14 protein-coding genes and 1 pseudogene are annotated in these 13376 nt (G+C 72.2%); 7 read left to right on the top strand and 8 right to left on the bottom strand.

What is annotated here, in order from left to right; all coding sequences use genetic code 11:
* Positions 1-41 precede the first annotated feature (41 nt).
* Both mgrA and ACWCPM_RS25085 read left to right on the top strand, forming a co-directional pair.
* The gene (mgrA, locus tag ACWCPM_RS25080) at positions 42-1031 is read left to right on the top strand and encodes an L-glyceraldehyde 3-phosphate reductase (protein WP_450978502.1); all 990 of its coding nucleotides are present in this window, start codon (positions 42-44) and stop codon (positions 1029-1031) included.
* Positions 1032-1329: 298 nt separating this feature from the next.
* Complete coding sequence (locus ACWCPM_RS25085; RefSeq protein WP_450978503.1) at positions 1330-1977, top strand: dihydrofolate reductase family protein; 648 nt, start codon at positions 1330-1332, stop codon at positions 1975-1977.
* Here ACWCPM_RS25085 and ACWCPM_RS25090 read toward each other — a convergent pair.
* On the bottom strand, positions 1954-2241 hold the full coding sequence (locus ACWCPM_RS25090; RefSeq protein ID WP_450978504.1) for a DUF1905 domain-containing protein: 288 nt from the start codon (positions 2239-2241) through the stop codon (positions 1954-1956). The genes ACWCPM_RS25085 and ACWCPM_RS25090 overlap by 24 nt on opposite strands.
* Before the next feature lie 305 nt (positions 2242-2546).
* On the opposite strand from ACWCPM_RS25090, the gene ACWCPM_RS25095 reads away from it, so the two are divergent.
* Both ACWCPM_RS25095 and ACWCPM_RS25100 read left to right on the top strand, forming a co-directional pair.
* Positions 2547-2957, top strand: coding sequence for a hypothetical protein (locus ACWCPM_RS25095; protein WP_450978505.1), 411 nt, complete (start codon positions 2547-2549; stop codon positions 2955-2957).
* 89 nt (positions 2958-3046) lie between these two features.
* Positions 3047-4975, top strand: coding sequence for a glycoside hydrolase family 5 protein (locus ACWCPM_RS25100; protein ID WP_450978506.1), 1929 nt, complete (start codon positions 3047-3049; stop codon positions 4973-4975).
* Between the two features lie 124 nt (positions 4976-5099).
* Here the strand turns inward: ACWCPM_RS25100 and ACWCPM_RS25105 are convergent, their stop codons facing one another.
* A complete protein-coding gene (locus ACWCPM_RS25105) occupies positions 5100-6359 on the bottom strand; it encodes a streptophobe family protein (RefSeq protein WP_450978507.1) in 1260 nt (419 codons plus the stop codon).
* A 276-nt stretch (positions 6360-6635) separates the two neighbouring features.
* Between ACWCPM_RS25105 and ACWCPM_RS25110 the strand changes: the two genes are divergently transcribed.
* Positions 6636-7094 (top strand): ATP-binding protein, encoded by a 459-nt coding sequence (locus ACWCPM_RS25110; protein ID WP_450978508.1) that lies wholly within the window; start codon positions 6636-6638, stop codon positions 7092-7094.
* 61 nt (positions 7095-7155) lie between these two features.
* Here ACWCPM_RS25110 and ACWCPM_RS25115 read toward each other — a convergent pair whose 3' ends face one another.
* Positions 7156-8043, bottom strand: coding sequence for an RNA polymerase sigma factor SigF (locus ACWCPM_RS25115; protein WP_450978550.1), 888 nt, complete (start codon positions 8041-8043; stop codon positions 7156-7158).
* Positions 8044-8346: 303 nt separating this feature from the next.
* On the opposite strand from ACWCPM_RS25115, the gene ACWCPM_RS25120 reads away from it, so the two are divergent.
* Positions 8347-8724 carry a helix-turn-helix domain-containing protein gene (locus tag ACWCPM_RS25120; RefSeq protein WP_450978509.1) on the top strand — a complete coding sequence of 126 codons (378 nt, stop codon included), beginning with the start codon at positions 8347-8349 and terminating at the stop codon, positions 8722-8724.
* 15 nt (positions 8725-8739) lie between these two features.
* On the opposite strand, the gene ACWCPM_RS25125 is transcribed toward ACWCPM_RS25120, so the two are convergent.
* From ACWCPM_RS25125 to ACWCPM_RS25135, 3 genes are all read right to left on the bottom strand, one after another.
* Positions 8740-9342 carry a ClpP family protease gene (locus tag ACWCPM_RS25125; protein ID WP_450978510.1) on the bottom strand — a complete coding sequence of 201 codons (603 nt, stop codon included), beginning with the start codon at positions 9340-9342 and terminating at the stop codon, positions 8740-8742.
* Between the two features lie 2 nt (positions 9343-9344).
* The gene (locus ACWCPM_RS25130) at positions 9345-9986 is read right to left on the bottom strand and encodes an ATP-dependent Clp protease proteolytic subunit (protein ID WP_450978511.1); all 642 of its coding nucleotides are present in this window, start codon (positions 9984-9986) and stop codon (positions 9345-9347) included.
* A 164-nt stretch (positions 9987-10150) separates the two neighbouring features.
* The gene (locus ACWCPM_RS25135; protein ID WP_450978512.1) at positions 10151-11365 is read right to left on the bottom strand and encodes an epoxide hydrolase family protein; all 1215 of its coding nucleotides are present in this window, start codon (positions 11363-11365) and stop codon (positions 10151-10153) included.
* A gap of 154 nt (positions 11366-11519) precedes the next feature.
* Between ACWCPM_RS25135 and ACWCPM_RS25140 the strand changes: the two genes are divergently transcribed.
* Positions 11520-12002 carry a VOC family protein gene (locus tag ACWCPM_RS25140; protein WP_450978513.1) on the top strand — a complete coding sequence of 161 codons (483 nt, stop codon included), beginning with the start codon at positions 11520-11522 and terminating at the stop codon, positions 12000-12002.
* 56 nt (positions 12003-12058) lie between these two features.
* Here the strand turns inward: ACWCPM_RS25140 and ACWCPM_RS25145 are convergent, their stop codons facing one another.
* The gene (locus tag ACWCPM_RS25145) at positions 12059-13006 is read right to left on the bottom strand and encodes an SGNH/GDSL hydrolase family protein (RefSeq protein WP_450978551.1); all 948 of its coding nucleotides are present in this window, start codon (positions 13004-13006) and stop codon (positions 12059-12061) included.
* A 168-nt stretch (positions 13007-13174) separates the two neighbouring features.
* A pseudogene (locus ACWCPM_RS25150) lies at positions 13175-13372 on the bottom strand (alcohol dehydrogenase catalytic domain-containing protein); the annotation flags it as partial.
* Positions 13373-13376 lie beyond the last annotated feature (4 nt).

Raw genomic sequence — 13376 nt, forward strand, 5'->3', positions numbered from 1 at the left:
GTGGGAGTGCAATCCATCCTGCCCACCCCCCTGGAGTCGCGTTGTACACGGCACACCCCGACCGCTACGCGGACATGCCCTACCGGCGCACAGGCCGCAGCGGCCTCAAGCTCCCCGCGCTGTCGCTCGGCCTGTGGCACAACTTCGGCCCCGACCGGCCGGTCCAGACCCAGCGCGCGATCCTGCGCCGCGCCTTCGACCTCGGCATCACCCACTTCGACCTGGCCAACAACTACGGCCCGCCGCCCGGCGCCGCCGAGTCCGCGTTCGGCGAGGCCCTCAAGGCGGACTTCGCGCCCTACCGCGACGAACTGGTGGTCTCCACCAAGGCGGGCTATCTGATGTGGCCCGGGCCGTACGGCGAGTGGGGCTCGCGCAAGTACCTGCTGTCGTCGCTGGACCAGAGCCTGCACCGGATGGGCCTGGAGTACGTCGACATCTTCTACTCGCACCGCCCGGACCCGGAGACTCCGCTGGAGGAGACGATGGGCGCCCTGCACACGGCGGTCCAGCAGGGCAAGGCGCTCTACGTCGGCGTCTCCAACTACTCGCCGGAGCAGACCCGCGAGGCCGCCCGCATCCTGGGCGAGCTGGGCACCCCGCTCCTGATCCACCAGCCGCGCTACTCCATGCTCTCCCGGCTCCCCGAAGAGGGCCTGCTGGACGCGCTCGACGAGCTGGAGGTCGGTTCCATCGCCTACTCGCCGCTCGACCAGGGCCTGCTCACCGGCCGCTACCTGGACGGCATCCCGGCGGACTCGCGGGCGGCGGGCGACAGCCCGTTCCTGAAGTCCGACGCGCTGAACGAGGAGCTGGTGGAGCGGCTGCGCGGCCTGAACGACATCGCCAAGTCGCGCGGTCAGACGCTGGCCCAGATGGCGCTCGCCTGGGTGCTGCGCGGCGGCCGGGTGACCTCCGCCCTGGTCGGCGCGAGCAGCCCGCACCAGCTGGAGGACAGCGTCGCCGCGATCCGCAACCTCGACTTCGACGCGGACGAGCTCTCGCGCATCGACGCACTCGCGCGGGTCTGACCGCGCCGCGTCCACGGCCGTGACCCTGGGGGTGAGCCACCTCCGTCCACGGCCGCCCCGCCCCGGAGGTGAGTCTTCCCCTCCGGGGCACGCGTCTTCTCATGGCGGCAGCGGGCCGGCCCCCTTCGGGGTGCCGGGTGCCCGGACCTCTCCGTGGCCGCGCCGGCGGGCGCGGGAGTTCTCCGCCCGGGTCCCGGTGAACACGGGACCCGCGGGCGCCGGACCGATGAGGTTCTCGTCGCCGCGCGGTCTGATCGTGGAACCCCCTCACCACGACCGCGCGGAAGGTGGATGCCACATGAGCAAGGTGGTCCTGCACGTCACGATGTCGCTCGACGGCTTCATGGCAGGTCCGGACATCGGCGTCGGACACCCCATGGGCCGGGGCGGGCTGCGTCTGCACGACTGGATCCTGAAGACACCGGCCGACGACACCGATGTCGCGGTGACGCGGGAGATCTCCGTCTCGACAGGTGCCGTCGTGCTCGGCAGAAGGACGTACGACGTCGGTGTCGAGGTCTGGCAGGACACCCCTTTCCCGGTGCCGTGCTTCGTGCTCACGCACCACGCTCTGGGCCGCCGCGCCATGAAGAGCGGGACCTTCGCCTTCGTCACCGACGGCCTGGAAAGCGCGCTCCGGCGGGCGGAAGCGGTGGCGGACGGCAAGGACGTCGCCCTGATGGGGGCGGACATCGCCCAGCAGGCGCTCGGCGCGGGACTCCTCGACGAGATCAACCTCCAGCTCGCGCCGGTGGTGATGGGAGACGGACGCCGGCTGTTCGAGCACCTGGGAACGGAACACATCGAGCTGGAGCGGACCAGGATCCTCGCCTCGCCGCTCGTCACTCATCTGCGCTTCCGGGTCCCGCGCACCAGGTCCCTCACGCCCGGCCGCCCAGGGGCCTCGGCGGAAGCGGCGCGCTCAGGTGCCGAGCCGCTCCTGTAGACGCACCGTCACCGAGTCGCCCTCCTCCTTGCCGATCGCCCTGCGCACCTCGGCCTTGACGGGCAGCTTGTGGGTACCGTCGCCCAGGGCCATGAACGAGCTCCGGAAAGGATGGCCGTCAACGGTCCCGCGGATCTTGACGAGGCCACGGGTGCCGAAGAAAGCGACGGATTCGGGCCACACGACATACGTCCATCCGCCGTTGCTCGGGCTCTTGCGCAGGACGGCGGTGAATTCCGCGTCGAGGTTTCCGGTCGTCCCCATGACTGCCTCCTTCGTCCGTGATCGCGAAATGCCTCACTCATCAGACCGCTTAAACAGGAAGAACTCATCGCGGAAGCTCCCGCTCCGCCCACGGGGCAAGATCCGTACCGTCCGGCCTGCGGCCCTCACCCATGGCGTTCCGGCCAATACGCGCGGTGAATATGCCAGGAGACTGGCCGGAAAGGCATGGTGACAGTGATTCAAAAGTAAAGATACTCGAACGTACAGGGACTGTTCTCACCGCACAGGAGCCGCACCGGAGGCGGGATATCCCCGCGACGGGCAACGCGACGGGGGAGGCGGACGTGCACGACGAATTCCTGTGCCATGTAACGGCGTACGGCACCTGCGGCGGCCGGCGGATCGGCGTACCTCTCGGTAGCTACCGGGCGCCGACTCTGGCCCTCGCGTTGTGGTGGCTGCGCGATCGCGCCCATTGGATCGCGGAGCGGCTCGATCCCCGGCCCGGTGACGCACCGTATCCGCCGAACGCGCTGATCCCGGTCGGCGCCGGCGTGGCCGACGTGCCGTCGCTGCTGCGCGCCTGGTGTGCCGACGACGGTCAGCAGGAGCTGATCGCCGACCAGTTGGCGGCGGGGCGGCTGGTCAGGATCGCCACCAGCGACGACACCACCGAGTACGAGCTGCTCGCCGAGTCGGTCGACGCCCTGCGGATGCAGCGCACCGTCCCGGCGCTTGTGGTTCCCGTCGCGTGACACGTGCCATCGGCGATCACCGGCCGAGCGGGACTGGACCACTGGCGCGGCCTCCACCATGATGACGCCGCCATGACAAACTCATCGGGATGGTGACCGTGCGCGCAGTCGTCGTCAGGGCCACATTGGCCTCCGTAGTCCTCCTGCTGCCCTTGGCGTATGCCCCACGGGCCGACGCCGGGCCCGAGGACGCTCCTCGGGCCGAGGCGGTCCCCCGGTCCGAGGCCGCCGACTGGACGGCGCCCCTCAGCACACGCGGACGCTGGATCGTGGACGCCGACGGCGACCGCTTCAAGCTGCGCTCGGGCAACTGGCACGGAGCCAGCGGCACCTGGAACGGCTCCGGCAGCACGGCCGACGACGCCAACCACCACGCCGGCGAGAACTCCGGCAGGATCCCGCTCGGGCTCGACCGCGCCCCCATGGCCGAGATCATCGCCGGGTTCCAGGAGATCGGCGTGAACAGCATCCGGCTGCCCTTCTCCAACGAGATGATCCACGACACCGCGCCCGTCACGGACGACGCCGTCGCCGCCAATCCCGCCCTGCGCGGCAGGACCCCGCTCCAGGTCTACGACGCCGTGGTCCGCGAACTGACCTCCGCCGGGCTCGCGGTGATCCTCAACAACCACACCAACACCACCCGCTGGTGCTGCGGGGTCGACGGCAACGAACGCTGGAACGCGAGCCGTTCGACCGGGGAATGGGAGAACGACTGGCTGTTCATGGCCCGCCGGTACAAGGACGACAAGCGGGTCGTCGGCGCCGACCTCTACAACGAGGTGCGCCGCAACGTGTGGGACGACCCCAACTGGGGGCTCGGCGACAACCACGACTGGTTCGCCGCCTCGCAGCGGGTCGCGGACCGCATCCTGACGGAGGCCAACCCCGATCTCCTGATCGTGGTCGAGGGCATCAACTGGACCGGCATCCCCGTCGACGGATTCCCGCACGAACGCCCCACCCTGGAGCCGGTGCGGGGCCTCTCGCACACCCTGGTCGACTCCGGCAAGCTCGTGTACTCCGCCCACTTCTACGACTACACCGGCCCGAACCACAGCGGCGCCACCGGGACGGGCGAGACCACCGACCCCCGCTACCGCGACTTCAGCCCGTCCGAGCTGATCGACGTGCTGAACCGCCAGGCGTTCTTCGTCACCGCCGAGCAGGACCGGCACTTCACCGCGCCGGTCTGGATCAGCGAGTTCGGCGTCGGCGGCCGGGACGAGACCGGAGCCGGGCAGCGTGCCTGGTTCGAGAACTTCGTCGACCATCTGATCCGCACCGACGCCGACTTCGCGTACTGGCCGCTCGTCGGCTGGCACGACAACCGCAAGGGCAACGGCTGGGCGCTGCTCCACTGGGACGCGGCGGGCCGGCGCATGGGCGTGTACGACGGCGACGACTGGCGGGCCGCCGCCTGGGCGAGGCTCGTCGGCGCCGCGGGCCGCACCGGTCCGGTGGAGCCAGCCACGGAGTGGTCCCAGCTCAGCCCCGACCACGGCGACTTCGTCCAGTCGCGCCGGATGCGCGCCCTGCCCGACTGGGACTCCGGCGCCCGCAAGGCCGCCTGCCCCGACGGTCAGCGTCTGCTCGGCCTCGCCCACACCGGCAACCGGGGTCTGTGCTCGGACGTGTCCGCCCCGTGGACGCCACCCGGTGGCCACGAGGTCGTCCGCGACGAGCGGCACGTCACGGCGGGCGACGACTGGGCGTCCGGCTACACCAAGCTCCAGTGCGCCCCCGGCCACTACCTGAGCGGCTACGGCGTCCGTGGCTCGGCCGTCTCCTCGGCGCTGTGCACTGCCGCGCCCGCGGGAGAACTCGGCACCGCCGGCCGTACCGTCTGGTTCGACCGCGGCGACGACCGGGGACCGGCGCCCAAGGGCGGCGACTTCGCGGTCGGGCGCTACAAGGGGCAGTGCGCGGACGACGAGTACGCGGCCGGGATCGCCTACACGGGACGCGTGGGTTCGTCGCGGACGCCGGCCGCGCTGTACTGCCGGAAGCTGGCGTAGCCGCCGGGGCCAGGGCCTGTCCGGCGGGTCGTGCCGCGGGGAACGTGCGGGGCCGGCCCCGCCTCTCCGTGGCGTGTTCCCGCCGGACAGCGAAACCCAGGACCGTGCGTCTAGCTCCGAGCGTCTAGGACCGAGTGCGCCGCCGCACCGCCCTGGCCAAGAGCGCGCCGAGGACGCCGGCGACCAGGCCCCACAGCGCGGCGAGGCCCAGCGCGCTCCAGACGCGCGGCCGGAGGAACAGCTCCCCGGCGAGCCCACCGCCCAGGTCGCCGATGCCGAGGACGGACAGGCCGTAGGACGCGGAGACGTGACCGACCAGGCAGATCACCAGCACGGTCAGTGCCAGGGCGACGGCCATACGCACGGCGTGCTGCCAGAGCGGCACCCGGGCGGGCGAGCGTGCCGCCGCCGTGAACGCGGCCGCGAGCACCAGCACCGCCGACGCGACCACCAGCCACCACACCCGGCCGTCGTGCCGGGACAGCGTGGCGACGTTCAGGGCCTGGACGTCCTCGGAGCGCAGCACCTGGTCGAGCACATGGGGCATCGGCAGGCTGAACGGCCCCTCCACCCGGCCGTCCCAGGTGGCCCCCAGGCCGAGGGTGAACCCGAGCCACGCCAGGTTCGGCAGTCCGAGCAGCAGCGTCGCGAAGGTCTCGGCGGGATGTCCACGGGTCCCCGCAGCGACCAGACCGACGACCAGGCCCACAAGGACACAGACGAGGAGCAGGGCGACCATCGCGTACGCCACCGGACGCACCGACTCGCGCAGGCCGAGCAGGCGTCCCGGTAGCGGAGCGCCCCGGGAGACCAGCAGGGCCAGCACCAGCACGCCCGCGAGCCACAGGAGTCCGAAGAACAGGGACAGCGGCACGTCCGTCGCGAAACCGACCTCCGGAGTGAGACCGAACAGGTCGCCGAGGTCACCGATCGCGCCCTCGCCGAGCGAGATCCGGAACGTCTGCCGGGCCCCGAGAGCCAGTCCGAGCAGCCCCAGCAACCACAGCACCGCCACCTCGGCGGCCCACACGCCCAGGTCCCGGGCGCTCACCGCTGCCCGGTGCCGCAGTGGCCGCAGGAAGCCCGCGGCGATCACCAGGGCTCCGGTCAGCGTCACGGAGAGCGGGATCACGGTGAGCCCCGCCGTCGTCTCGGCGAGTCCTCCGGCATCTCCGGAGAACTCGACGACACCGCCCACGGCGGTGACGACGGTCGCCGCGACCACCCGGGGGAAGGCCCCGTCCGGCAGATCGGCCGCCCCCGCCGCCCACAGCCCCAGCGCGGCGGTGACCCCCATGGCGGCCAGCGCGGCCAGCACCACGGCCACGGCCCGCACCCAGCCGGGACGGGCCAGTGCCTGACCGGAGGGGGTTCGCACGCTCACACCGCCACGCTAAGCAGCGCGGGAGCCGGGCGCGCGCCGGGAGGTCCGTCCGCGTACGCGTGAGGAGGGCGGCATCGCGCGGACCACCGGGTTTCCCGACCCGGGGCCGGGCCGCCGCCGGTGAGGAGCGTTTCGCGCGCGCGTGCACGCCCCCGAATACCCCGCAAACGCTCCGGCGGTGTGACGTGTCCGGCACTATGGACTGTGGCGCGCGGCTCGGGGTACGAGGACTGGTGCAGCAGCGTCCGGCACGGCCGGCTTCGGAGAGAGACACGCATGATCGAACACGGGGACGGGGTCGTCGTACCGGCCGGTTTCGACGTGCCCGTGGAGCCACTACGGCGGGCGGCGCACTACACGGGCGAGCCGGGATGCATCGCCGAGGCGCGCTCCCTGGCCGCCCGCTTCGTCGAGCAGCTCAGGACCGAGTGGTGCGCCGGGATCGACGACCGCGTCGAAGGAGCGGTGCTCCTCGTGGTGAGCGAACTGGTCACCAACGCGGACCGGCACAGCAACGGGCCGTACATCCTGGAGCTGGAGGGAACGGACAGCGCTCTGGCCGTGTCCGTGTACGACAGCAGCGCCGCCCTGCCCAGGCGGTTCCCGCGCGACCCGGACCGCGTCGGCCGGCACGGTCTGGAGATCGTGCACGCGCTGGCGGCCGAGGTGACCGTCGAGCGCGTTCCGGTGGGCAAGCGGGTGCGTGCGCTCGTCCCGCTGGACGACACGGAGTGAGCCCCTGACGCGCAGCCAGGGACTCACCCGCGGGTCCGCCTTGCGCGGCGGGCCCGGAGCGTCAGGCGCAGCCCAGCTCTCCGAGCATGCCCCGGCGCAGCCGCACGATGATCCGCTTGAGCAGTCGGGACACATGCATCTGGGAGCAGCCGAGCCGCTCACCGATCTCGGCCTGCGTGGCCTCCTCGACGAACCGCAGATGCAGGATCCGCCGGTCCCGTTCGTCCAGTTCGGCCATGAGCGGGGCGAGCGACTGGAAGTCCTCGACGAGCCGCAGCCCGTGCTCCTCGACGCCGATGAAGTCGGCGAGGACCGACTCTCCGTTCTCCGGGCCGTCACCGGTCAGGGCGGCGTCCAGGGAGGCCGAGTTGTAGCCGTTGGAGGCGATCTGGCCTTCGATCACCTCGTTCTCGGGGATGTTCATCAGCGTGGCGAGTTCCGCCACCGTGGGATCCCGGTCCAGACGGCTGGCCAGCTCCTCGCGGGCCTTGGCCAGTTCGACGCGGAGCTCCTGCAGACGACGAGGGACGTGCACGGCCCAGGTGGTGTCACGGAAGAACCGCTTGATCTCACCGACGATGTAGGGCAGCGCGAACGACGTGAACTCGACCTCGCGGGAGATCTCGAACCGGTCGATGGCCTTGATCAGGCCGATCATCCCCGTCTGGACGATGTCCTCCATGTCGTCGCCGCGGTTGCGGAACCGGCCGGCGGCGAACCGCACCAGCGACATGTTCATCTCGATGAGCGTGTTGCGGGCGTACTGGTGTTCGTGTGTGCCTTCCTCGAGTTCGGTCAGGCGCGCGAAGAACTGGCGCGACAGCTCCCTGGCGTCGCGCGGAGCCACGGCGCGGGGGTCCACGACTTCCGGCGTCGACCCCTCGCCCGTCCTGGCCACGGGGCTGTCCTCGACGGCCTGTGTCTGCGACCCGGTCACGGCGGTGTCCATTACCTCTCCCACGAAAGTCATGGTGCGACGTCTGCCTCTTCGGCTTCTGTTGTCCTCGGCGGTACCCGTCGTCATGACCCGGTGGGTGTCCCGGGACACGAAGACGTACACCTGCGTGTACCCGGGCTTTCCCCGCCCATGCCTCCCGATCGGGGGCGTGGCGCGAAGCGGCCGCCGCCGCGCCGGCCGGGTCAACTCCTCCGGCTCGGCCCCGTGTTCCCGGACCCCGCCGTTTCGTCCGGTTCCACCGAGAGCGGAACGCCGTGGACTTCCCCTGACGGCGCGCGTGCCTAGGCTGAAGTGGTGACCGACCGAGCGCCCAAGAGGCGGACGACACCGAAGCAGGCCCGCGTCACCCCGCTGCGCCCGCAGCCGTCGGGCAAGGAGCCGCTCTGGCGGGATCTCGTCGGTGACGTGCTGCGCCGGGAGCGGCTCGCGCAGGAGCGGACGTTGAGGGACGTCGCCGACGCCGCCCGGATCTCGATGCCGTATCTGTCGGAGCTGGAGCGGGGCCGCAAGGAGGCCTCGTCGGAGGTGCTCGCGGCCGCCGCCCGCGCCCTCGGGCTGGGCCTCGCCGATCTGCTGGCCCGGGTGCACAGCGACCTCGCCCGGCACCCGCACACGCGTCCCCGTGCCACGTCCGCCACGCCTCGCGACAACGGCCTCTGCCTGGCCGCCTGACGCCGGACCGGCGCGTCAGGTCCTCAGGTGACGCCGGCTCAGCACCTCGTCGGCCAGCCCGTACGCCACGGCCTCCCGCGCGGTGAACACCTTGTCGCGGTCCATGTCGGCGCGCAGCGTAGGCAGGTCGTGGTGGGTGTGCCGGGCCAGCACCTCCTCGACCTGGGAGCGGATCCGCACCATCTCCTTGGCCTGCAGGGCGAGATCGGTCACCGTGCCCTGCCGACCGCCACTCGCCGGCTGGCCGAGCAGCACGCGCGCGTGCTCCAGCACGAACCGCCGCCCCGGGTCACCGCCGGCCAGCAGCACCGCGGCGGTGGAGGCCGCCTGCCCGACACAGAACGTCGAGATCGGCGCCTGAACGAACGTCATCGTGTCGTAGATCGCCATCAGCGAGGTGATCGATCCGCCGGGGGAGTTGATGTAGAGCGCGATCTCGGTCTCCGGCGCCGCCGACTCCAGGTGCAGCAGCTGTGCGATGACGACGTTGGCCACGCCGTCGTCGATCCCGGTGCCGAGGAAGACGATCCGCTCCGACAGCAGCCGGCTGAAAACGTCGTACGACCGCTCGCCCTGCGGGGTGCGCTCCACCACGCTCGGAATCGTGTACGTCCCCATGACTACAGCCCCGTCCGTCGCCGTGCGCCCGCCGGGCGGACGTCGGTGAACGACTCCACGACCCGGTCCACGATCCCGTACTCCCTGGCCTGTTCGGCCGTGAACCAGCGGTCCCGGTCGCCGTCGCGCGCGATGGTCTCGGGGCTCTGCCCGGTGTGCTCGGCGGTGATCCGCTCGATGGTCCGCTTGGTGAACTCCAGGTTGTCCGCCTGGATCTCGATGTCGGCGGTGGTGCCGCCGATCCCGGCCGACGGCTGGTGCATCATGATCCGCGCGTTCGGCAGCGCGAACCGTTTCCCGGACGTGCCCACGCCCAGCAGGAACTGCCCCATGCTGGCGGCGAAGCCCATCGCGAGCGTGGAGACGTCGTTGGGGATCATCCGCATGGTGTCGTAGATGGCGAGCCCCGCGTGCACCGAGCCGCCGGGGCTGTTGATGAACAGGCTGATGTCGGTGCGCGGGTCCTCCGCCGAAAGGATCAGCAGCTGCGTGCAGACCCGATTCGCGGAGACCTCGTCCACCTGGGTGCCCAGCAGCACGATCCGCTGCCCGAGCAACTGGGCGGCCAGGTGGTCGTCGAAACGGATGGGCGGGGTGCCGGCCTCCTCGGCCAGGGTCGGCGGCGGGGCGGTGGGTGCGGGCATGCGCGCTCCTCGGATCGGGGAAGGGAAAGCGGGTGGTGCGCCGTCCACTCTCGGCCCGGGAGCCCGCGGGGGGCGGGTTTCTCTGCCCGTGGCAGATTCGCCCACGGCAGAGGCGCCCGGCGCGGACGCGCGCGGAGCGCGTCCGCCCGGTCCGCGCCCCGGCCTCACCGGCCCCCGTCCTCCCGCAGTTGCCGGAAGAACGCCCGGACGTCCTCCACCATCAGGTCCGGCTCCTCCATCGCCGCGAAGTGCCCGCCCCGGTCGAACGTCGTCCAGCGCACGATGTTGTCGGTGCGGGCCGCCCTGTGCCGCAGAGGGATCTGGATCTCGGCCGGGAACACGGCGACCCCGGTCGGCACGGACGACGGCTCACCCGGTTCGGCGCTGCGCGCTCCGTCGGGCACGTGCATCCGCTCGTAGTAGATGCGGGCCGACGAGCCGGCCGTCCCGGTCAGCCAGTACAGCATCACGTCGGTGAGCAGCCTGTCCCGGTCGACCGCCTCCTCGGGCAGCTCCCGGGAGTCCGTCCACTCGGAGAACTTCTCGACGATCCAGGCCAGTTGACCGACCGGCGAATCGGTCAGCGCGTACGACAGGGTCTGCGGCCGGGTGGACTGCACCGCGGCGTACCCCGTGCCCTCCCGTGACCACGCGCTCCTGCGGCGCCACGAGGCGAGCGTCCGCTCGCGCTCCTCGGTGCTCAGCCCCGCCAGCTCCTCACCCGTCGGCTCGGCCGACGCCGACGCGCCGGGCAGCAGGTTGAGATGGACGCCGATCACCCGGCCGGGATGGGCGCGGCCCAGCTCGCGGGAGATCGCCGAGCCCCAGTCACCGCCCTGCGCCCCGAAGCGGTCGTAGCCCAGCCGGCTCATCAGCTCCGCCCACGCGTCCGCGACGCGGCCCGCCTCCCAGCCGGTGTCCCGCGTCGGCCCGGACAGCCCGAAGCCGGGGATGCTCGGCAGCACGACGTGGAACGCGTCGTCGGGATCCCCGCCGTGCGCCGCCGGGTCGGCCAGTGGACCCACGACGTCCAGGAACTCCACGATCGAGCCGGGCCAGCCGTGCGTCATGATCAGCGGCGTCGCGTCCGGCTCGGGGGAGCGGACGTGGACGAAGTGGACGTCCGCCCCGTCGATCGTGGTCGTGAACTGCGGCCACGCGTTGAGCTGCGCCTCGGCCGCACGCCAGTCGTAGGTGTGCCGCCAGTACCGGGCCAGCTCGCGCAGATAGTCACCGGGTACGCCGTACGCCCAGCCGACGCCGGGCAGCTCCTCGGGCCACCGGGTGCGGTCGAGGCGGTCGTGGAGGTCGTCGAGGTCGCTCTGCGGGATGTCGAGCCGGAAGGGCCGGATGCCGTCTGCGGGCGAGGACGTCGTCATGGTCGCGATGCTAGGACGTGTGACGCGGATCACGCCGCAGACGCGGCCCCGCAGACGTGCCGCGGCCCTCGGAAGGAAACTGTGCGCGACCGATGAGTTGCGCGGGCCCGGGGGGTCGACACAGCTGACCGCGTTCCCCGCACAGGAGGTGCCCATGGCCACCGACGGATTCACCACATGTCTGTGGTTCGAGGACCAGGCCGAGGAAGCCGCCCACTTCTACGTCTCGACCTTCAAGAACTCCGGCATCGGCCGGATCGCCCGCTACGGCGAGGGAGCCCCCCGGCCCGCCGGCTCGGTGATGACCGTGGAGTTCACCGCGGGCGGCCAGAAGTTCGTCGCGCTCAACGGCGGACCCGAGTTCAAGTTCAGCGAGGCCGTCTCCTTCCAGATTCCCTGCGCGGACCAGGCGGAGGTCGACCACTACTGGGCCGGGCTCACCGAGGACGGCGGCGAGCCCGGACCCTGCGGCTGGCTGAAGGACAAGTACGGCCTCTCCTGGCAGGTCGTCCCGGAGGGGCTGATCGAGCTGGTCACCGACGCGGACCCGGAGAAGGCCGCCCGTGCCACCCGGGCCATGATGTCGATGGGCAAGATCGACATCGAGGTGGTGCGCAGGGCGCACGCGGGCGGGTGACCTATGCGCCGGGGGACGGGCGCCGGCCGACCAGGCCGGCGGCCGGAGCAGCGACGTCAGCCGGAGCGGGCGGCTTCCCCGACGGCCCGCGTGATCTCCCGCGCCATCCGCAGGACGCCCGGCGAGCGCACCGGGCACGGTCTCGGGGTGGACGTCGTGGGCGCCAGACAGAAGTGCAGGTAGTCGTCATCGCGGTGGAGCGCGGTGCGGTCGCCGGCGGGCTGGGTGCAGTAGTCGGGACGGGCCCGCTCGTACGCGGTGCAGGGCAGGTACTGCGTCCACGAGTAGCGGGCGCCCGGCGCGCTCACCACCCGCCCCGCGTCGGCGACCAGGTCTCCGGCGACCGCGGCCCGTTCCTCGTACACGGCGTTGACGCGCCGGACCCGGCCGGGGGTGATCGGGTCCGGGCCCTGCAGCACCCAGACGACACGTGTCCGCCGGTCACGGCCGGCCGCGTCGATCTGTTCGGCCAGACGCCGCGCGTCGGCGGCGTACCGCTCCAGGTAGCGGCTCTCGTCGGCGTCGTACGTGATGCCGTCCATGCACGGGGTGTAGTCCCAGGCGTTGCCCCAGAACTGCAGGACCACGAAGTCCGGCCGCACCGACCGCACCAGGGCCGCCGCCTTGTCCTCGTCCGGGACCAGAGACCGCACTCCGGTGCCCTCCAGGTAGTCGCACAGCGTGGTGCCGGAGTAGGGGGCGCTCTTGTACGCCGCGCGCAGGTCCCGGCGGAGTTCCCTGCCGAGCGCCTCGTGGTTCTCCGTCGCCAGCGAGTCCCCGAGGTACAGCACGGTCGGCGCCTTCGAGGGCACGCGCGGCGCAGGCCGCCGGGTGGTGCTCGGCGCCTTCGCGGGCGGGCGTGGCGCGCGCTGCTGCGTGGTGGTCGGCGCCTCGGGCACGGAGGGCACGGGTGGGGCCGCCCCCGGTCCGGGCGCCGGATCGCCGCAGGCCCCGAGCAGCACGGCGCAGGCCAGCAGCACCCCGGCCGTCCACCGTCCGCCCATACGCAACTCCCGCCCCGCCACCGACAAGGCCACCCAGGCAAGCACAGCCGGGCGTCGGGGGGAAGACATGCGCCGGACAGCGAAGCCGCGACCGCCGTCGGTGCGGCGCAGCCAGGCCACGCCCACCCGGTCGCCGTTCACGAAGCCGCGCACCTGGGCACCGGCCCCGGCCACGACGCCGGCCACCTCGTGCCCCGGCACCACTCCCCGCCGGTGCACGGGCAGGTCCCCCTCGGTCACATGCAGGTCGGTGCGGCACACCCCGCACGCCCGCACCCGCACGAGCAACTCGTCCGCGCCGGGCACCGGCACCGGCCGTTCCACCGGCCGCCCGCCACCACCGGGCCCGGCGCCACCACCGACCACGCCC

The sequence above is a fragment of the Streptomyces sp. NPDC002309 genome, assembly GCF_053593375.1.